Raw genomic sequence first — 19,906 nt, 5'->3', positions numbered from 1 at the left:
TCAGCTTTATTCAGATTTGAGCGTAATACGCGCAAATGCCTTCTTCCCAGCCTGACAAACATGGGTCGCGCCCAGTACGTATATAAAGGAGCGATCGACGACCTCACCATCTATACGCACACCACCAGAGCCGAGAAGATCTCGAGCGACAGCCGAGTTCTTGACCAAGCCCGCCTTATTAAGGACAGCAGCGATCGGCATGTCTTCCGCCGCAGTCAATTCGATCTCCGGCAGATCATCCGGCAACTCACCTTCCTTCATACGGTTACCCGCTGCACGATGGGCATTGGCCGCAGCCTCGTCACCATGGAAACGCGCAACGATCTCTTCAGCCAGCTTGATCTTGATATCGCGCGGATTGGCACCCGCCTCTACATCGGCACGGAACGTATTGATCTCATCCATGGAACGGAAGCTGAGCAACTCGAAGTAGCGCCACATCAAGGCATCCGGAATAGAAACCAGCTTGCCGTACATGACACCTGGCGCTTCCTGGATACCGACGTAATTGCCCAAGGACTTGGACATCTTCTTCACGCCATCCAGACCTTCGAGCAAAGGCATGGTCAGAATGCATTGAGCTTCCTGACCATAGCCGCGCTGCAACTCACGCCCCATCAGCAGATTGAACTTCTGATCGGTACCGCCCAGCTCAACATCCGCGCGCAATGCAACCGAGTCATAGCCCTGAACCAGCGGATAGAGAAACTCGTGAATGGCAATTGGCTGATTGGTGGTGTAGCGCTTGTCGAAGTCGTCGCGCTCCAGCATCCGAGCCACGGTGTATTGCGAGGTCAGGCGAATGAAGTCCGCGGGCCCCATCTGATCCATCCAGGTGGAGTTGAACGCCACTTCGGTCTTGGCCGGATCAAGAATCTTGAAGACTTGAGTCTTGTAGGTCTCGGCATTCTCGAGAACCTGCTCACGAGTGAGCGGTGGACGCGTCGCGCTCTTGCCACTCGGATCGCCGATCATCCCGGTGAAGTCACCTATCAGGAAGATCACCTGATGCCCCAGCTCCTGGAACTGGCGCAGCTTATTAATAAGCACGGTATGACCCAAGTGCAAATCCGGCGCAGTCGGATCAAAGCCTGCCTTAATACGCAGCGGCTGGCCACGCTTGAGCTTTTCGATCAGCTCGGACTCGACCAACAGTTCTTCCGCACCACGTTTAATCAGCGCTAGCTGCTCTTCAACCGACTTCATAACAGACCCGCAAGGCTCGAATTCAAAGGGAACCAACCATACAAGATCACGCGTCAAATACAAAGTTTGGCCGGCGCAATGACGCCAATCCGGTGACAGAGCGTCCGCGGACTTGCTTCAGAGATGATTTGGTTATATTTTATACAGTTATTTCATCTTCATCATGTCATTCATCTTTTCCAATTCATCTTTTTCAAAGTCAAAAATTACTTATGACCAAAGAATCGTCTAAAGCGCCCCCGCTTTACCCGAAGACCCACCTGCTAGCCGCAAGTGGTATCGCCGCTCTATTGAGTCTGGCGCTTCTGGTATTCCCTTCCAGTGATGTAGAAGCCAAAAAGACGACCCTTAGTCTTGAACTGGAAAGCCCTGCAGAACAACTGACACAAGATCAAGACGCTGCTGAAGCCGTTCAAGCCACAAATGAGCCAGCAGTCTCCCCTTTCGCGCAGATCGAAAACAGCGCAGAAGATACTCAGGAAACCGCCCAGGCCGCACCGGCACCTGCGCACGCAGCCGAAACGAAGAAGGCACCAAACCACAGGGAAGTGATCGTTGGCAAAGGCGATACGCTTTCTACATTGTTTGAGAAAGTCGGGCTCCCTGCCTCCTCTGTGCATGAAGTCCTGGCCAGCGACAAGCAGGCCAAGCAGTTCAGCCAGCTCAAACACGGCCAGAAACTCGAATTCGAACTCAACCCCGATGGCCAGTTGACCAACTTGCACAGCAAGGTCAGCGACCTCGAAAGCATCACCTTGACCAAGAACGACAAGGGCTACACGTTCAATCGAATTACCGCCAAGCCCACCGTACGTTCTGCCTACGTTCATGGCGTGATCAACAGCTCGCTGTCGCAGTCTGCCGCGCGTGCCGGCCTGTCCCACAGCCTGACCATGGACATGGCCAGCGTGTTTGGCTACGACGTCGACTTTGCCCAGGATATTCGCCAGGGTGACGAGTTCGACGTGATCTATGAGCAGAAAGTCGTCAACGGCAAAGCTGTCGGCAACGGCCCGATCCTCTCCGCACGCTTTACCAACCGCGGCAAGACGTACACCGCCGTGCGTTACACCAACAAACAAGGCAACAGCAGCTACTACACCGCTGATGGCAACAGTATGCGCAAGGCATTCATCCGCACCCCGGTAGACTTCGCCCGCATCAGCTCGAAATTCTCCATGGGCCGCAAACACCCCATCCTGAACAAAATCCGCGCCCACAAAGGCGTCGACTACGCAGCACCGCGCGGCACACCGATCAAGGCAGCGGGCGACGGCAAAGTGTTGTTGGCGGGTCGTCGTGGCGGCTATGGCAATACCGTGATCATCCAGCACGGCAACACCTACAGGACGCTGTACGGCCACATGCAGGGTTTCGCCAAAGGCGTGCAGACTGGCGGCAACGTCAAGCAAGGCCAGGTGATTGGCTACATTGGCACGACGGGTCTCTCAACCGGTCCGCACTTGCACTATGAGTTCCAGGTCAATGGCGTGCACGTAGACCCGCTGGGCCAGAAGCTGCCGATGGCCGATCCGATCGCCAAAGCTGAACGCGCGCGTTTCCTGGCTCAAAGCCAACCACTGATGGCACGCATGGACCAAGAGAAGGCCACCATGCTCGCTTCGAGCAAGCGCTAAGCCATGACGTTCTATATAGGCGTGATGTCCGGGACGAGCCTCGATGGCCTGGACATTGCGCTGATCGAGCTGACTCCAGCGATCAATCTAATCGCCACGCACTACACCCCCATGCCCGATTCCCTGCGCGCCGAGCTGCTTGGCTTGTGCGCCAGCGGCCCGGACGAGATCGCCCGCTCCGCCATCGCTCAGCAGAACTGGGTGAAACTGGCAGCACAGGGCATTCACGCTCTCCTCGTCCAACAGAACCTGAAACCTGAACACATTCGCGCGATAGGCAGTCATGGGCAGACCATCCGCCACGAGCCGGCGCGCGGCTTCACCGTGCAGATCGGCAACCCTGCCCTACTGACTGAATTGACCGGTATTACGGTGGTCAGCGATTTCCGCAGCCGTGATGTTGCGGCCGGCGGACAAGGCGCGCCGCTGGTGCCTGCTTTTCACGAAGCATTGTTTAAAGAGCACGCAGGCAATCGCGCGGTATTGAACGTGGGCGGGTTCAGCAACCTCAGCCTGATCGAACCCGGTAAGCCAGTAGCCGGTTTCGACTGCGGCCCGGGTAATGTTCTGCTGGATGCCTGGATTCACCAACAGCGGGGTGAAAACTTTGATCGCGACGGCCAATGGGCTGCCAGCGGTAAGGTCGAACCGATCCTGCTGAATGAGTTGCTGAGTGATCCATTTTTCGTGACCAAAGGCCCAAAGAGTACCGGTCGCGAAGTGTTCAACTTGCCATGGCTGACGCAGCATCTTTCGAAACTGCCAACCTTCTCCGCCGAAAATGTGCAGGCAACACTGCTTGAACTGACCGCACTGACCATCATCGAGTCACTGCAACACGCCCAGTCGGACACTCAGGAACTGCTGGTCTGTGGCGGTGGTGCGCACAACGCTACGCTGATGAAGCGTTTAGCTACCCTGTTGCCGAATGCGAAGGTCAGCAGCACCGCTACGCACGGGGTGGACCCGGATTGGGTCGAAGCCATGGCCTTCGCCTGGTTGGCTCATTGCTGCCTGGAAGGCATTGCCGCCAATCGCCCAAGCGTCACTGGCGCCCGAGGCCTGAGGGTGCTCGGCGCTATCTACCCGGCATAAACGCCACACAGCAAAACGCCGCATAGCCCGGAGGCCATGCGGCGCTTGATAATGCCGTGAAGCGCGATCAGATCGAGAACGAAGAGCCGCAGCCACAGGTAGTGCTGGCGTTCGGGTTCTTGATTACGAAGCGCGAACCTTCCAGACCTTCCTGATAATCCACCTCGGCACCCGCCAGGTACTGGAAGCTCATCGGATCGACCACCAGGCTCACACCTTCGCGCTCGACGATGGTGTCGTCATCGGCCACTTCTTCATCGAAGGTAAAGCCGTATTGAAAACCTGAACAACCACCGCCCGTAACGAATACGCGCAGCTTCAAGCGATCATTCCCCTCTTCATCGACCAGGCTCTTCACCTTGTGCGCGGCACCGTGGGTGAATTGCAAAGCCGTGGGGGTGAAGGATTCGACGCTCATGCTAACTATCTCCCGGCGTTACGCCGCCATAATGCGTGATGACGCGCATTATCCGCTTCTCCTAGAAAATTGGTCAACTATTGTTACGGTATATCAATCAACACATTTGTCAGCCCGAAATACAAAAAGGCCCGTCAGACGGGCCTTTTTGCTGTGCGAGATGACGCCTTAAGGCAGCATGCCCGCATGGGACAAGCCCAGACGTTCATCCAGGCCAAACAGGATGTTCATGTTCTGCACCGCCTGACCCGACGCGCCTTTGACCAGGTTATCGATCACCGACAACACCACCACCAGATCACCATCCTGTGGACGATGCACGGCAATACGGCAAACGTTGGCACCGCGCACGCTGCGGGTTTCCGGATGGCTGCCGGCTGGCATTACGTCGACGAACGGTTCATTGGCATAGCGCTTTTCAAACAACGCCTGCAGATCCACCGAACGATCCACGACAGTGGCGTAGAGCGTCGAATGAATACCGCGAATCATCGGTGCCAGGTGCGGTACGAAGGTCAGACCCACGTCCTTGCCCGCTGCGCGACGCAGACCCTGGCGGATTTCCGGCAAGTGACGATGACCTTTGACGGAATAGGCCTTCATGCTTTCCGATGTTTCGGAGTACAGCGAACCGACCGAAGCACCACGCCCTGCACCGCTCACACCGGATTTGCAGTCAGCGATCAAACGTGTGGTGTCAGCCAGACCCGCTTCGAGCAATGGCAGGAAACCCAATTGCGTTGCGGTCGGGTAGCACCCCGGCACGGCAATCAGGCGAGCGTCCTTGATCTGCTCGCGATTGACTTCCGGCAGGCCGTAGACCGCTTCTTCCAGCAGCTCCGGCGCACCGTGCGGCTGGCCGTACCACTTGGCCCACTCAGCTGAGTCTTGCAAACGGAAATCCGCCGACAGGTCGATGACCTTGGTGCCCGCTGCCAGCAACTCGCCAGCCAGCGCATGGGCAACACCGTGCGGCGTGGCGAAGAACACCACGTCGCAAGCGCCCAGTGTCTTGATATCCGGAACACTGAACGCCAGGCCGTCGTAATGGCCTCGCAGGTTCGGATACATATCAGCCACGGCCAGACCGGCCTCGGATCGGGAAGTGATCACGACCACTTCTGCTTGCGGATGCTGTGCCAACAGACGCAGCAGTTCGACACCGGTGTAACCCGTGCCGCCGACGATACCGACCTTGACCATAAACCTGCCCTCAACGAACCCACTGGAAAGCCGTCGATAATAGGGGCCGCGCGGCCCTGCGACAACCGCTTAGGTGACGTGTGGCCGAACAAGCCTCTACTATCCGGACTACCGTGAACCTGGGAATAACTAAAAATGCTTTATCTGTGGCTCAAAGCGCTTCACATCGTCAGCATGGTCTGCTGGTTTGCCGGCCTGTTTTACCTACCGCGCCTGTTTGTTTATCACGCGCAAAGCGAGGACAGCGTCAGCAAAGAACGCTTCAGCCTCATGGAGCGCAAGTTGTACCGCGCCATCATGGGCCCGGCGATGATCGCTACCCTGATTTTCGGCATTGCGTTGATCTGGCTTAACCCAAGCATCTTCAGTTCGGGCGCGTGGATTCACGCCAAACTGACCTTGGTGGTCATCCTGATCGGCTACCACCACATGTGCGGCGCACAGGTAAAACGCTTTGCCCGTGGCGAGAACACCCGCAGCCATGTCTTTTATCGCTGGTTCAATGAAGTGCCGGTTCTGATATTGCTGGCTATCGTCATTCTGGTCGTCGTTCGGCCATTCTAAAAAGCACAACTCACCGGGGTACTTCCAATGTCGCTGCCCGCTTTGCTCGAACAACGTTTGCGATTGCCCGTGGTGGCAGCGCCGATGTTCCTGATTTCGAACCCGCAACTGGTCCTTGCCTGCTGTCGGAATGGAGTAGTTGGCAGCTTTCCCGCGCTGAACCAGCGCGAGAGCAGCGGCTTCAAGGCCTGGCTGGAAGAGATCGAAGCAGGCTTGGCGACACTGGAGAACCCGGCGCCTTACGCTGTGAACCTGATCGTTCACAACAGCAATCCGCGACTGCAAGACGACCTGGCGATCTGTATCGAGCACAAAGTACCGATCGTGATCACCAGCCTCGGTGCCGTGAAAGAACTGGTCGATGCCGTCCATAGCTACGGCGGCTTGGTGTTTCACGACGTGACAACCCGTCGTCATGCCGAGAAAGCGGCCGAGGCCGGTGTCGACGGTCTGATCGCCGTGGCCGCCGGCGCCGGTGGGCACGCCGGGACCTGGAGCCCGTTCTCGCTGATTGCCGAGATCCGCCAGTTCTTCGATAAGACCTTGCTGCTGGCCGGCTGCCTCAACCATGGCCACGAGATTCTCGCGGCACAATTGCTCGGTGCGGATTTGGCCTACTTCGGTACGCGATTTATCGGCACCACTGAAAGTCATGCCCCTGACGCCTACAAAGAGATGCTGCTGACGTCCAGAGCCGCTGACATCATTCATACTCCAGCGGTATCGGGTGTACCGGCGAGCTTCATGCGCCAAAGCCTGGAAGCTGCCGGTTTCGACATGAAGGCGCTACAAGCCAAAGGTGAAGTGGATTTCGGCTCCAAGCTCAAACCATTGAACGATGAAGCCAAAGCCTGGAAGACCGTATGGTCCGCAGGCCAGGGCGTCGGCGAAATCGACGATTTGCCCAGTGTCGATGAATTGGTCGCACGGCTGGACGCCGAATACCGCAAGGCACTGGAACTGGCAGCACAGTTGCCAAAACGCTGGCCGCGCTGAAATGAAAGCTTGGCCAGCCCGCCCTGGCTGGCCTTACACTTAACACCCGCAAGCTCTTAAAACTCAATTATTCGCGACAAGGATGCCTCGCAATGAGCGACAACCGTTTCAAGATCGTATTCGACGGCGCTTTGCTGCCAGGTGTTGACGTCACAACCGCCAAACTGAATCTGGCCGCGCTGTACAAAAGCGAGGTCGCAGCCGTCGAACGGCTGTTCACCGGCAAATCGGTTACGCTCAAACAAGACCTGTCGCACGCCGACGCGCAAACCTACCTGCAGGCCCTGAAGAAAACCGGCATTGATGCCCGGGTAGAAAGCGAGCCGTCCATCGAGCTGAACCTGGCCGACGCTCACGAACACCCTCCCGCAAGCAGCCAGCCGGTCTTCACCGACCCGGCTTCTCCGTACGCCCCGCCTCGGTCCACTGTTGGCGAAAGCCTGCCCGCTTACGCGACGCTCAAGCCTTTCAGCATCGAAGGCCGCATCGGCCGCTTGCGTTATCTCGCCTGGACGATGGCGCTAACGCTGGTGACGCTGGCCGTCGGCTCGGTATTGGCGATTTTCGCCTTTGCCATCATCAGCGCCGATTCCACCGCAGGCCTTATTCTTGGGGGCCTGGTTGCTTTTATCCTGTTCATCGCCTTGGCGGTCGTCAGCGTCCAGTTCAGTGTCCAACGCCTGCATGACATCGGCTGGTCCGGCTGGCTCTGGCTGTTGAACCTTGTACCGTTCGTGGGCAGCTTCTTTCCACTGGTCATCATGGTCGTGCCCGGCACCAACATTGCCAATCGCTATGGCGCGCCGCCTCCGCCCAACAGCACAGCGGTCAAGGTCCTGTCTTCGCTTTGGGTCGTGTTCATCGCGCTCATTTTTATTGGCGCACTGGCGGGCGGCATCACAGCCATCCAGAACGAGTACGAAAACGCGGCCCAAACCAGCTATGACAGCAGCTCGGTTACCACCGAAGACGTTGAAGTAGAGCCCGCCGCAGAGGCGGAACAAGTACCCGATTCCGCAGACGATGAAGCCGAAGAAGCCCCGGCCCCTGTAGACTCTGCAAAAGAATGAACAGCGCTCCCCGCCCGTGACACCTGCGTCGCCGGCGCGGAGCTGTTGCGATGGAGAACTGCATGACCCGTTACGCTCTGATCACTGGCGCTTCCAGCGGCATCGGCCTGGCGATGGCCGAAGCGCTGGCCCGGCGCGGCCGCAGCCTGATTCTGGTGGCCCGACAGCGTGATCAGCTGGAAAGTATTGCGATTGAACTGACTCAACGGTTTGGCGTGGAAGTGTTGTTTCGCGCTTGCGACCTTGGAGAACCGTTACGGCTGTCGGGGTTCCTGCTGGAACTGGAAGAAGGAGACCGGCAAATCGATTTGCTGGTCAACTGCGCCGGTATCGGCACTTGCGGTCCATTTCTGGCCCAGGACTGGATGACCGAACAGGACCTGATCGAAGTGAACATCCTGGCGCTGACCCGCCTGTGCCATGCCATTGGCAACAGCATGGCCTTGCAGGGGGGCGGGCAGATTCTCAACGTCGCTTCAATGGCGGCATTCCAACCCGGCCCGTGGATGAGCACTTACTACGCCAGCAAAGCTTATGTGCTGCACTTTTCCGAAGGGTTGCGCGTCGAGCTGAAGAAATGTGCGGTCAAGGTCTCGGTGCTTTGCCCGGGCCCGACTCGCACCGGGTTCTTCCGTACGGCGCAACTGGATACCGGCAAACTGGCCGACAGTAAAATGCTGATGAGCCCGGAAGAGGTAGCGTTGTATACCGTACGGGCCCTGGAGAAAGATCGCGCGATCATCATTCCGGGTCGAGGCAACCGCTGGCGCGCCTTTCTGCCGCGGCTCGGCTCTCGCTGGTTGAACCGCACAATTGCCGGCATGGTCAACAAGGCCTACTGCCCGCGCTGATAAAAGGCAGGGCTGGGCTCGGGGATAACCCATGAGTACACTCAGGTCAGCCCAATCAACGGAGAAAACAGCTGTGGATACTCTGTTCACCAAGATCATCAACCGGGAAATCCCGGCCAAGATCATTTACGAGGACGACCAGGTACTGGCCTTCCACGACATCGCCCCACAGGCGCCGGTGCATTTTCTGGTCATTCCGAAAAAACCGGTGCGCACCCTTAACGACCTCACCGAGGACGACAAGGCACTGGCCGGGCATATTCTGTTCACCGCCCAGCGTCTGGCAAAGGAGCTGGGTTGCGAAGACGGTTTCCGCGTGGTCATGAACTGCAATGAATTGGGCGGGCAGACCGTCTATCACATTCATATGCATGTGCTCGGCCAGCGCCAGATGCACTGGCCGCCGGGCTGATTTCAGCCATCCTGTGGGAGCAACCCCGCTCCCACAGGGGATCTTGGCAATGCGCCTGCTTCACAATGACCCAGCGCAAACCTTCCCCGGCCGATTGGGTTAAACTGACCGCCGAGATTCTTCCCGGAGGTCAGCATGACTACCCAACGTCACTACTCGCCGATTGACCGTCTACTGCTGCAAGCCGATGCCGCGATGCGTACCTTGCTGCCCTTCAGTGGCCAACCGTACCGTCCGTCGCCTGCGATTGTTCAGCCGGATGCGCAAATGAGCGACGAAGACACCCGGCACGTGGCCGGTCTGATGCGCATCAACCACACCGGCGAAGTCTGCGCCCAGGCGCTGTACCAGGGGCAAGCCCTGACCGCCAAGCTGCCGCACGTGCGTGCAGCCATGGAACATGCGGCCGAAGAAGAAATCGATCACCTGGTCTGGTGCGAGCAACGCATCCACCAGTTGGGCAGCCATACCAGTATTCTCAATCCACTGTTCTATGGCATGTCGTTCGGGATCGGCGCGGTGGCCGGACTGATCAGCGATAAGGTCAGCCTGGGTTTCGTTGCCGCGACCGAGCATCAAGTGTGCAAGCACCTGAACGAACACCTTGAGCAACTTCCGGCCGAGGACGAGAAGTCCCGGGCCATTCTTGAGCAGATGCGTATTGATGAAGAACATCACGCAGAAAGCGCGCTGGATGCGGGAGGATTTCGTTTTCCGGCGCCGGTGAAATTCGGGATGAGTCTGTTGGCCAAAGTGATGACCAAGAGCACTTATCGAATCTGACCTGTAGACACAATCATGAAAAAAGGCGACTGCCGTGAGGTAGTCGCCTTTTTTGTGCTCGAAAATCTTAGCTCGACATATTGCGCGCGTAGAAGATTTCCAACATCTCGTGTTTCACACGGTCGGTCACCTGAGCGCGCTGCTCAGAAGACAGGCTGCTGGTCGCATCGCCGAACAGGTAGTTATCCAGTTCGAAGTTCTTCAGCAGCATTTTGGTATGGAACAGGTTTTCCTGATACACGTTCACGTCGGTCATCTGGTACGCGCCGCGGGTGTCTTTGGAGAGGTAATTCTGGATCGAATTGATCTCGTGGTCGATGAAGTGCTTTTTGCCTTCAACGTCACGGGTGAAACCGCGCACGCGATAATCCACAGTCACGATGTCCGAATCGAACTGGTGAATCAGGAAGTTGAGTGCTTTAAGCGGTGAAATGACGCCACAGGTCGACACATCAATGTCCACACGGAAGGTTGCAATACCGTCGACCGGATGGATTTCCGGGTAGGTGTGCACCGTGATGTGGCTCTTGTCGAGGTGGGCCAGGATGATTTCGGGCAACGGGCCTGGGGACTCTTCGATCTGGCTTTCAGTCGGGGTCACCGGCTCTTCCGATATCAGAATCGTGACGCTGGCGCCCTGTGGGTCGTAGTCCTGACTGGCAATGTTCAGGATGTTGGCACCAATGATATCGACAACTTCTGTGAGGATCTGCGTCAGGCGCTTCGCGTTGTACTCTTCATTGATGTACTCGACGTAAGCCTGTTGGTCTTGCGGGGTTTCCGCGTAGCAGATGTCATAGATATTGAAGCTCAAGGTCTTTGTCAGGTTATTGAACCCGTGGAGCTTGAGTTTGCTTTTCACCGTTAAAGACTCTCTATGTATGCGGCCCGGGCCGCGTGATCAAGCATGCCCGTCAGATGCGAACAACGCAGCTGCGTAGGACGGTTAACACCTCTTCGCGATGGCGACTTTGGTTATCTGTTCGGGCGCGGGGCCTGTCGGGTGACGGGCCACGCCCCAGAAAAAAGTGGCGCATTGTGCAGACGTCAACTTGAGATCGCCAGATTCTGCACTGCTTTTATGATAGTTGAATGTCACATCAACCGAGTTCGATGATCTCGTAGTCGTGGGTGATGGCTACGCCGGCCGCGCCGAGCATGATCGAGGCCGAGCAATACTTCTCCGCAGACAGCTCGATCGCGCGCTTGACCTGAGCTTCCTTGAGCCCGCGCCCCTTGACCACAAAGTGCATGTGGATCTTGGTGAAGACCTTCGGATCTTCGGTCGCACGCTCGGCTTCGAGGAAGGCTTCACAGCTTTCGACGGCCTGACGGGACTTCTTGAGGATGCTGACTACGTCGAAATTACTGCAACCGCCGACACCCAGCAGGAGCATTTCCATTGGCCGGACACCCAGGTTGCGACCGCCGGCATCGGGCGGACCGTCCATGACCACGACGTGACCGCTACCGGATTCACCGAGGAACATGGCTTCGCCAGCCCATTGGATGCGTGCCTTCATCGCCAAGACTCCACTGTATAAAAAAGGGTCGCCAGCTTAGCACAGGGCCCGTGATTGACAGTGCCCTGGCTTTGTAGGGCATAACCTTCCGGGCAGTAGGTAATTTCTCGAAAAATGCAGGAAGCGTCTGTTAAGCTGGCGCCAATTCGCTGGCGCATAGCCAGCTTTGCAGCAACCTTGTCAACGACTCATAAAAAAACCAAACACACCGTGAAGCCTTTCGGGATACAACCATGGTTGCTATTGCCCCAACCCCCAAGATCAAGAACCTCGACAAGCTGTTGATGCATTGCCAGCGCCGTCGCTATGCGGCCAAGAGCAACATCATTTGTGCAGGTGATCGCTCGGACACGCTGTTCTTCATCATCAAAGGCTCGGTCACGATCCTGATCGAGGATGATGACGGCCGCGAGATGATCATCGCCTACCTGAACTCCGGGGACTTTTTCGGTGAGTTGGGGCTGTTTGAACAAGCGGGGCTTGAACAGGAACGCAGCGCCTGGGTGCGGGCAAAGATCGAATGTGAAGTGGCGGAAATCAGTTACGCGAAATTCCGTGAGCTGTCCCAACAAGATCCAGACATTCTTTACGTACTCAGCGGACAAATCGCACAACGTTTGCGCAACACCACGCGCAAGGTCGGCGACCTGGCATTCTTCGATGTGACCGGTCGCGTCGCACGCTGCCTGCTGGAGTTGTGCAAGCAACCGGACGCGATGACTCACCCTGACGGCATGCAGATCAAAGTGACCCGTCAGGAAATCGGCCGGATTGTCGGCTGCTCGCGTGAAATGGTCGGTCGCGTACTCAAGGATCTCGAAGAGCGCAACCTGGTGGACGTCAAAGGCAAGACCATGGTGGTCTTCGGTACACGCTAGTTCGAAAACTCAAGCCTCAAGCATGTCTGCCAGCAACTGGCGATACAACGCGTCAAGCCGCTCCAATGCGTCAGGCGCGGCAAACTTCTCATGCAGGGCAATGTGGCTTTCGGCGCGAACCCGCTGCTCCAGACCGCACGCTTGATTGAAGCGATTGACCGCTGCGACCATCGACTCTCGCTCGTTATCGAGCAACAAAGCGCCGTGCACCAACCCCACCGGACGCTGACCACCCTTGCTCTGACGCCAGCGCTGAGCGGTGCCGACCATCTTGCGACCGTCGAGGTTGACGTTGAAACGGCCATCGCAAAATGCGCCGTCCACTTCACCCAGGGACGAAACGCCACCCAACTCATCAAGCAACTGGCAAATCGGATCGCAGAGTCGGCGATAGGCGGTTTCGATCCGGTTCTGGTCACCCTCACGACGCGGAGGTGCGTAGACCAGAGCGATATTGATGGTCGATGCGGATTGCGGCACCGGCTCACCACCGGTTTCTCGCAGCAACACTGGCCAACCGGCCGCTGCCGAAACTTCACAGGCGGCTTCGAAACCTGGCAGACGATTCAAGCGGCGCGGCATCACCAGCGCCCGATCATTGGGCTGCCAGAACAGCAGGCCAAAGTCCGAATCGCCGGTGCAGACATGAGCCAACAGATCTTGCTCGGCTTGCAGGCCGGCTTCGACAGTCAGAGAGATTGGCTGGAACATGGACGATTCCGTAAGACATGAAGTCTTTTGGGGGGGCTTGATGACCTCTTCGCGGGCAAGCCCGCTCCCACAGGGAATCGGGTTTGCCTGCGAAGATGTTGTCAGTCGAGTGTAGAACCACTCACTGCAGTACCACGTTCAGGAAAGAACAGGCGCTGCAACTCGGTGCCCGGGCTTTCGGCGCGCATGAACGCCTCGCCGACCAGGAACGCATACACATCGCTGATTTCCATCAACTCGACATCGGCCCGGTTGAGAATGCCACTTTCGGTAATCACCAGGCGATCACGAGGGATGCGCGGCAACAGATCGAGGGTGGTTTCCAGACTGACCTCGAAGGTGTGCAGGTTACGGTTGTTCACACCAACCAGCGGCGTGTTGAGGGTTTTCAAGGCCCGCTCCAGCTCGTCGCCGTCGTGCACTTCCACCAGCACGTCGAGGCCGACGCTTTTGGCCACGGCCGCCAACTCGGCCATCTTCACATCGTCCAGTGCAGAGACGATCAACAGCACACAGTCAGCACCCAAGGCACGGGCTTCGACGATCTGGTACGGATCGATCATGAAGTCCTTGCGGATCACTGGCAGTTTGCATGCCGCCCGGGCCTGTTGCAGGTAAGCATCGGCGCCCTGGAAAAAATCGACATCGGTGAGCACTGACAGGCAGGTTGCGCCGCCCTTCTCGTAACTCTTGGCAATGCTGGCGGGATCGAAATTCGCGCGAATCACGCCTTTGCTCGGTGATGCTTTTTTGATCTCGGCAATGACTGCCGGCTGTTTCAGCTTGGCCTGAGCAATCAATGCCTTGGCAAAACCACGGGGTGCATCGGCCGCCTTGGCCAGGCTTTCCAGCTCCGCCAGACTCACACGGGCGCTACGCTCGGCAACTTCCTGGACTTTGCGAGCCAGAATGCTTTCCAGAACCGTCGGTACACTCATCCCTCATTCTCCACTTTGAATACCGCGGTAAATGCACCCAACTCCTCGAGTTTTTCCCGGGCGAGGCCTGTGTGCAGCGCATCGTGCGCCAGGGCAACGCCTTCTTTCAAACTGGTCGCCAGGTCGGCTGCATACAGTGCGGCACCCGCATTGAGCACGATCATTTCGGCGGCTTTCTGGCCAAATTCGGTCTTGCGTTTGCCCAGGGCATCGCGAATCAGCTCAAGGGAAGCCGCCGGGCTTTCTACCGCCAGGCCATGCAGGCTCTGGCTCTTCATGCCCAGGTCTTCAGGTTCGACCCAATATTCGGTGATCTGGTCATTCTTCAGTTCTGCCACATACGTCGGCGCCGCCAGGCTGAACTCGTCCAGACCATCCTTGGAGTGCACCACCAGCACGTGCTTGCTGCCCAAACGCTGCAAGACTTCGGCCAATGGCCGGCACAGCGCCTGACTGAACACGCCCACCACCTGATGTTTCACGCCGGCCGGATTCGTAAGCGGGCCGAGCATGTTGAACAGGGTACGCAGACCAAGATCCTTGCGCGGACCGGCAGCGTGCTTCATGGCACTGTGATGGGTCTGGGCAAACATGAAACCGATGCCGACGTTGTCGATGCAGCGCGCCACCTGGACCGGACTCAGGTTGAGGTAAATACCAGCGGCCTCCAGCAAGTCGGCACTGCCGCTCTTGCCGGATACCGCACGGTTACCGTGCTTGGCCACGGTACAACCGGCAGCCGCCACGACGAAAGAGGAAGCCGTCGACACGTTGAAAATGTTCGCACCATCGCCGCCGGTGCCGACGACATCGACCACACCGTCGAGGGTCTTGAGTTCGACCTTGTCTGCCAGTTCGCGCATGACCGACACGGCGCCAACGATTTCGTCGATGCTCTCGCTCTTCATACGCATGGCCATCATGAACGCGCCGATCTGCGCATCCGTGCATTGCCCGGTCATGATTTCGCGCATCACATCGCGCATCTCATCGGTGCTGAGGTCGAGGTGATCGACGATACGGCTCAGGGCTGTCTTGATATTCATGGAAAGTCCTTAGCGCGTGCCGCCGGTTTGTTTGAGGAAGTTGGCGAACAGCTCGTGGCCCTGTTCAGTGAGGATAGACTCAGGGTGGAACTGCACACCTTCAATGTTCAACGTCTTGTGGCGCAGGCCCATGATCTCGTCGATCGAGCCGTCTTCGAGCTGGGTCCAGGCGGTCAGCTCCAGGCAATCGGGCAAGGTTTCGCGCTTGACGATCAGCGAGTGATAGCGCGTTACCGTCAACGGAAGATTCAGGCCTTCGAATACGCCCTTGTCCTCATGGAATACCGGGCTAGTCTTACCGTGCATGACTTGACGGGCGCGGACCACATCACCGCCAAACGCCTGGCCAATGGACTGGTGGCCGAGGCAGACGCCCAGAATCGGCAGCTTGCCGGCGAAATGCTTGATCGCTTCGATCGAGATGCCGGCTTCGGTCGGGGTGCAAGGACCGGGGGACACGACGATACGCTCGGGGTTAAGGGCTTCGATTTCGGCAATCGTGAGTTCATCGTTGCGCACGACTTTGACTTGGGAGCCGAGCTCACCAAGGTACTGCACAACGTTGTAGGTAAAAGAGTCGTAGTTATCGATCATCAGCAACATGGCGTTTAGAACCTCTTGAATTCACTGACTTTTAAGACAGCCTTCGAACGATTACCCGCAGCGTCCTGCACTTTGTCTGTCGCAAGATGCGCCAGCAAAGCGGTATGTCTAACGGGTGAAGAAGGCAAAGCGGTACAGGTCCGGCCAGGCCGGCAGAAAAGATTCAGGCGCGCCAACGCCAGCGGGCATGTGCCTTGATGACTTGATCCAGGAGTTTGCTGATGATCAACACGGGGAAGGTCTCATTCATACGTCTCGGCACAGTAACTTAGCTGGGCAGAGCGTGCAATATGGCCGGAGTGACAGCTCGCGAAACAATCGAAGGGTTCGCGACCGATGGCAAAACGCTGGAAGTTTTTGGTACTGTCGTTTCGTTTACTAAAACAATAAATAAAACGGACTTGCTCATGATCAAACAGACGTTGTTTGTACCACTCGCAGGATGCCTGCTCGCGATGGCCTGCGCCCAGGCGAACGCCTCGCCTAATCCCTACACCAATTTCATCGTCTTCGGCGACAGCCTCAATGACGCCGGCACATTTGCCGATACCGGCGGACCCGCCGGGGCGACGGAGCGCTATACCAACCGTACAGGGCCGGTGTATCTGGATGGCAGCGGTGAAGTCCGTTCGCTCAACGCCACCCAGGTCCTTGGAGGGAAACTGGGGTTCTCGCCGGATCAGACGGCGTCATCCTCCTCTGCAGTACGTGCCAGCGAAGGCCTGCCCGATGGCAACAACTGGGCTGTCGGCGGTTATCGCACCGATCAGATTCTCGACTCGATCACCAGCACCTCCGCTACCGGCGAACGCACCCGCGCGGGCTATCTGCCGTCGAACAATTTCCGCGCCGACCCGAATGCGCTCTATTACCTCTCGGGAGGCGGCAATGACTTCCTGCAGGGGCGCGTGACCAGCCTGCCTCAAGCCAGCGCCGCCGCCGATCGCCTGGCCAGCAGCGTGCAAACCCTGCAGCAGGCCGGGGCCCGCTACATCATGGTCTGGTTGCTGCCGGATATTGGCTTTACCCCGGCCTTCAACGGCACACCTTTGCAGGCCTTCACGTCCCAGCTCAGTTCCCAGTTCAACACTGAACTGGTCAGCCAACTGCAGGGCATTAACGCCAACATCATCCCGCTGAACATTCCGGTACTGCTCAAAGAGACATTCGCCAACCCTGGCCAGTTCGGCCTGGCTACCGACCAGAACCTCAGTGCCACCTGCTTCAGCGGCGACAGTTGCACCGAGAACGCCCGATACGGCATCAACAGTGCCACCCCGGACCCGACCAAACTGATCTACAACGACTCGGTGCACCCGACCGAAGCCGGGCAACGCTTGATTGCCGATTACGCGTACTCGCTGCTGTCCGCTCCATGGGAAGCAAGCCTGTTGCCACAAATGGCCCAGGGCACTTTGCGTTCTCATCAGGACGAGTTGCGTAACCAGTGGCTGGCCGATTGGGAAAATTGGCAAGGCGTGGGTCAATGGCGGGCGATTGTCGCCGCCGGCGGCCAACACCAGGATTTCGACAGCCAGCGCAGTGGGGCGAGTGCTGACGGCAATGGCGCCAACGTGAACATTGGTGGCAGCTATCGGCTCAACGACGCATGGCGCGTTGGCTTGGCGGCGGGCTTCTATAACCAGAAACTCGAAGCCGGCGATAAAGATTCGGATTACAAACTCAACACCTACTTGGGCACCGCTTTCGCCCAATACCAGCAGAATCGCATTTGGGGTGACGCGGCGCTGACGGCCGGGCATCTGGACTACGATAGCCTCAAACGCAAATTCCAGTTGGGGGTCAACGAACGCGGGGAGAAAGGCGACACCGACGGTTACCTGGTCGCCATCAGTGGCCGCCTGGGTTACGACATCGCGCCAGAGGCGAGCAGCCCGTGGCACTTGTCGCCATTCGTGAGCGCGGACTTCTCGAAAGTTGAAGTGAATGGTTACTCGGAAAACGGCGCCGACTCCACCGCGCTGACCTATGACGACCAGTCACGCATTTCCCGGCGTCTTGGCCTCGGAATCCAGGGCAAGTACCAGATCACCACGCAAACCCAAGTGTTTGGCGAACTGGCCCGCGAGCGCGAGTACAACGACGACACCCAGAATGTGACCATGAACCTCAACAGTCTTCCAAACAACCACTACACCCTGGCCGGCTACACCCCGCAGTCCAACCTGAACCGCTTGAACCTGGGCGTCAGCCATAACCTCACCAAGGACCTGTCATTGCGCGCCAGCTACGACATTCGCAAGGATGATGACTTCACCCAGCAAGGCATTAATCTCGGGGTTGCGCTGGACTACTAGATCCCAGGCAACAAAAAACGCGGCGCCCTCACAGGCGCCGCATTTTTTTATGCTGATGAAAGTCCATGTGGGAGAGATCTTGCTCGCGATGAGGCTGGGACATTCAACATCTATGTTGACTGATAGATCGCCATCGCGAGCAAGCTCGCTCCCACAGGTTTTTTGCGTAAACTTAGCTGTCCGGGGTCTGTTCGGCCAGGGCCACGGCACGGAACATCGCGCGGCGCTTGTTCAGGGTTTCTTCCCATTCCAGCGCCGGCACCGAGTCGGCGACGATGCCGCCACCGGCTTGAACGTGCAGTTCGCCGTCCTTGATCACTGCGGTGCGGATCGCAATCGCAGTGTCCATATTGCCGTTCCACGCGAAGTAACCGACCGCTCCGCCATAGACGCCGCGTTTGACCGGTTCCAGTTCGTCGATGATTTCCATCGCGCGAATCTTCGGTGCGCCCGACAACGTGCCCGCCGGCAGAATGGCCCGCAGTGCGTCCATCGCCGTCAGCCCGGCCTTCAATTGACCGGTGACGTTGGACACGATGTGCATCACGTTGGAATAACGCTCGATGACCATTTTCTCGGTGAGCTTCACCGAACCGATCTCGGAAACCCGACCGGTGTCGTTACGGCCCAGGTCGATCAGCATCAAGTGTTCGGCGATTTCCTTGTCGTCCGACAGCAGGTCTTTTTCCAGCGCCAGGTCGGCCTCTTCGTTGGCCCCGCGTGGGCGGGTGCCGGCGATCGGGCGCACCGTGATCAGGTTGTCTTCGACCCGTACCAGCACTTCCGGCGAACTGCCGACGACATGGAAGTCGCCGAAGTTGAAGAAGTACATATACGGCGTCGGGTTGAAGCAACGCAGCGCGCGGTACAGATCAATCGGCGCAGCCTTGAAGTCAATCGACATGCGCTGGGACGGGACGACCTGCATGCAGTCACCGGCCAGGATGTATTCCTTGATGGTGTCGACGGCTTTTTCGTAATCGTCCTGGGTGAAGCTGGAGCGAAACACCGGATCAGCCGATTGTTGCTTGCTGAAATCCAGGCCACGGCGCGGCGTGATCGGTTGACGGAGTTTTTCCAGCAGCGCTTCCAGGCGTGCCTGACCTTGCTCGAAAGCCTCGGCCTGTGACGGGTCGGCCAGAACGATGGCGTGCATCTTGCCGGCGAGGTTGTCGAACACCACGACCGCGTCGGACACCATCAGCAGAATGTCCGGCACGCCCAGTGGATCCGGGTTCGGGCATTTGCCCAGGCGCTTCTCCACATACCGCACGCAGTCATAACCGAAGTACCCCACCAGCCCGCCGTTGAAGCGTGGCAGGCCCGGGATCGTCGGCACGTTATAGCGGGCCTTGAATGCTTCGACGAATGCCAGTGGGTCTTCGGCTTCATGGCTTTCGATCTCGACGCCGTCGTGGGTCACGCTCACGTGATGATCGTGAACCCGCAGCACGGTGCGGCATGGCAGGCCGATGATCGAATAACGGCCCCACTTCTCCCCGCCCTGTACCGATTCCAGCAAGTAAGAGTTGGGCTCGTCGGCCAGTTTCAAGTAGATCGACAGCGGAGTGTCGAAGTCGGCCAAGGTTTCGCAGGCCATCGGGATACGGTTATAGCCGGCAGCGGCCAAACGCAGGAATTCTTCACGGATCAT

At 57.9% G+C, this 19,906-nt stretch carries 20 protein-coding genes; 10 read left to right on the top strand and 10 right to left on the bottom strand.

Features of this window, described 5'->3' with window-relative positions:
* Positions 1–6: 6 nt before the first annotated feature.
* A complete protein-coding gene (tyrS, locus tag ACM6I0_RS18890) occupies positions 7–1,206 on the bottom strand; it encodes a tyrosine--tRNA ligase (RefSeq protein WP_285432585.1) in 1,200 nt (399 codons plus the stop codon).
* Positions 1,207–1,418: 212 nt separating this feature from the next.
* Between tyrS and ACM6I0_RS18885 the strand changes: the two genes are divergently transcribed.
* Positions 1,419–2,843, top strand: coding sequence for a peptidoglycan DD-metalloendopeptidase family protein (locus ACM6I0_RS18885; RefSeq protein WP_414922995.1), 1,425 nt, complete (start codon positions 1,419–1,421; stop codon positions 2,841–2,843).
* 3 nt (positions 2,844–2,846) lie between these two features.
* Positions 2,847–3,938 (top strand): anhydro-N-acetylmuramic acid kinase, encoded by a 1,092-nt coding sequence (locus ACM6I0_RS18880; RefSeq protein ID WP_414922994.1) that lies wholly within the window; start codon positions 2,847–2,849, stop codon positions 3,936–3,938.
* Between the two features lie 67 nt (positions 3,939–4,005).
* Here ACM6I0_RS18880 and erpA read toward each other — a convergent pair whose 3' ends face one another.
* Together erpA and argC are read right to left on the bottom strand one after the other, a co-directional pair.
* Positions 4,006–4,356 carry an iron-sulfur cluster insertion protein ErpA gene (erpA, locus tag ACM6I0_RS18875; protein WP_007947969.1) on the bottom strand — a complete coding sequence of 117 codons (351 nt, stop codon included), beginning with the start codon at positions 4,354–4,356 and terminating at the stop codon, positions 4,006–4,008.
* A gap of 168 nt (positions 4,357–4,524) precedes the next feature.
* Positions 4,525–5,559 (bottom strand): N-acetyl-gamma-glutamyl-phosphate reductase, encoded by a 1,035-nt coding sequence (argC, locus tag ACM6I0_RS18870; RefSeq protein WP_414922993.1) that lies wholly within the window; start codon positions 5,557–5,559, stop codon positions 4,525–4,527.
* A gap of 135 nt (positions 5,560–5,694) precedes the next feature.
* On the opposite strand from argC, the gene hemJ reads away from it, so the two are divergent.
* The 6 genes from hemJ (at position 5,695) to coq7 (ending at position 10,235) form a co-directional block, all read left to right on the top strand.
* Entirely contained in the window at positions 5,695–6,123 is a 429-nt protein-coding gene (gene hemJ, locus ACM6I0_RS18865; RefSeq protein WP_090179192.1) for a protoporphyrinogen oxidase HemJ, read from the top strand.
* Between the two features lie 27 nt (positions 6,124–6,150).
* A complete protein-coding gene (locus ACM6I0_RS18860) occupies positions 6,151–7,119 on the top strand; it encodes an NAD(P)H-dependent flavin oxidoreductase (protein WP_285432588.1) in 969 nt (322 codons plus the stop codon).
* A gap of 92 nt (positions 7,120–7,211) precedes the next feature.
* Complete coding sequence (locus ACM6I0_RS18855; RefSeq protein ID WP_414922992.1) at positions 7,212–8,189, top strand: DUF805 domain-containing protein; 978 nt, start codon at positions 7,212–7,214, stop codon at positions 8,187–8,189.
* Positions 8,190–8,251: 62 nt separating this feature from the next.
* Entirely contained in the window at positions 8,252–9,040 is a 789-nt protein-coding gene (locus tag ACM6I0_RS18850; protein WP_090179182.1) for an SDR family NAD(P)-dependent oxidoreductase, read from the top strand.
* 73 nt (positions 9,041–9,113) lie between these two features.
* The gene (locus tag ACM6I0_RS18845; RefSeq protein WP_047534088.1) at positions 9,114–9,452 is read left to right on the top strand and encodes a histidine triad nucleotide-binding protein; all 339 of its coding nucleotides are present in this window, start codon (positions 9,114–9,116) and stop codon (positions 9,450–9,452) included.
* A gap of 135 nt (positions 9,453–9,587) precedes the next feature.
* A complete protein-coding gene (gene coq7 / locus ACM6I0_RS18840; protein ID WP_090179176.1) occupies positions 9,588–10,235 on the top strand; it encodes a 2-polyprenyl-3-methyl-6-methoxy-1,4-benzoquinone monooxygenase in 648 nt (215 codons plus the stop codon).
* A 67-nt stretch (positions 10,236–10,302) separates the two neighbouring features.
* On the opposite strand, the gene speD is transcribed toward coq7, so the two are convergent.
* Both speD and ACM6I0_RS18830 read right to left on the bottom strand, forming a co-directional pair.
* Positions 10,303–11,097 (bottom strand): adenosylmethionine decarboxylase, encoded by a 795-nt coding sequence (gene speD, locus ACM6I0_RS18835; protein ID WP_414922991.1) that lies wholly within the window; start codon positions 11,095–11,097, stop codon positions 10,303–10,305.
* Between the two features lie 238 nt (positions 11,098–11,335).
* Positions 11,336–11,758, bottom strand: a complete 423-nt coding sequence (locus tag ACM6I0_RS18830; protein ID WP_007941657.1) for an OsmC family protein — start codon at positions 11,756–11,758, stop codon at positions 11,336–11,338.
* A 233-nt stretch (positions 11,759–11,991) separates the two neighbouring features.
* Here ACM6I0_RS18830 and crp point away from each other — a divergent pair, with 233 nt between their 5' ends.
* Positions 11,992–12,636, top strand: coding sequence for a cAMP-activated global transcriptional regulator CRP (gene crp / locus ACM6I0_RS18825; protein ID WP_201116036.1), 645 nt, complete (start codon positions 11,992–11,994; stop codon positions 12,634–12,636).
* 9 nt (positions 12,637–12,645) lie between these two features.
* Here the strand turns inward: crp and ACM6I0_RS18820 are convergent, their stop codons facing one another.
* From ACM6I0_RS18820 to ACM6I0_RS18805, 4 genes are all read right to left on the bottom strand, one after another.
* A complete protein-coding gene (locus tag ACM6I0_RS18820; RefSeq protein ID WP_285432591.1) occupies positions 12,646–13,347 on the bottom strand; it encodes a biotin/lipoate A/B protein ligase family protein in 702 nt (233 codons plus the stop codon).
* A gap of 101 nt (positions 13,348–13,448) precedes the next feature.
* The gene (trpC, locus tag ACM6I0_RS18815; protein WP_285432592.1) at positions 13,449–14,285 is read right to left on the bottom strand and encodes an indole-3-glycerol phosphate synthase TrpC; all 837 of its coding nucleotides are present in this window, start codon (positions 14,283–14,285) and stop codon (positions 13,449–13,451) included.
* Positions 14,282–15,331 carry an anthranilate phosphoribosyltransferase gene (gene trpD / locus ACM6I0_RS18810; RefSeq protein ID WP_090179161.1) on the bottom strand — a complete coding sequence of 350 codons (1,050 nt, stop codon included), beginning with the start codon at positions 15,329–15,331 and terminating at the stop codon, positions 14,282–14,284. The genes trpC and trpD overlap by 4 nt, the downstream gene beginning before the upstream one ends.
* 9 nt (positions 15,332–15,340) lie before the next feature.
* Entirely contained in the window at positions 15,341–15,934 is a 594-nt protein-coding gene (locus tag ACM6I0_RS18805; protein WP_285432593.1) for an aminodeoxychorismate/anthranilate synthase component II, read from the bottom strand.
* Positions 15,935–16,341: 407 nt separating this feature from the next.
* Here ACM6I0_RS18805 and estP point away from each other — a divergent pair, with 407 nt between their 5' ends.
* Positions 16,342–18,252 carry an esterase EstP gene (estP, locus tag ACM6I0_RS18800; RefSeq protein WP_414922990.1) on the top strand — a complete coding sequence of 637 codons (1,911 nt, stop codon included), beginning with the start codon at positions 16,342–16,344 and terminating at the stop codon, positions 18,250–18,252.
* 172 nt (positions 18,253–18,424) lie between these two features.
* On the opposite strand, the gene trpE is transcribed toward estP, so the two are convergent.
* Complete coding sequence (gene trpE / locus ACM6I0_RS18795) at positions 18,425–19,906, bottom strand: anthranilate synthase component I (protein ID WP_285432595.1); 1,482 nt, start codon at positions 19,904–19,906, stop codon at positions 18,425–18,427.

It is taken from the genome of Pseudomonas sp. IT-P294, from assembly GCF_949767865.1.
GTDB lineage: Bacteria > Pseudomonadota > Gammaproteobacteria > Pseudomonadales > Pseudomonadaceae > Aquipseudomonas.
Note: the sequence above shows the minus strand (reverse complement) of the source record. Positions and strands in the feature narration are given on the sequence as shown.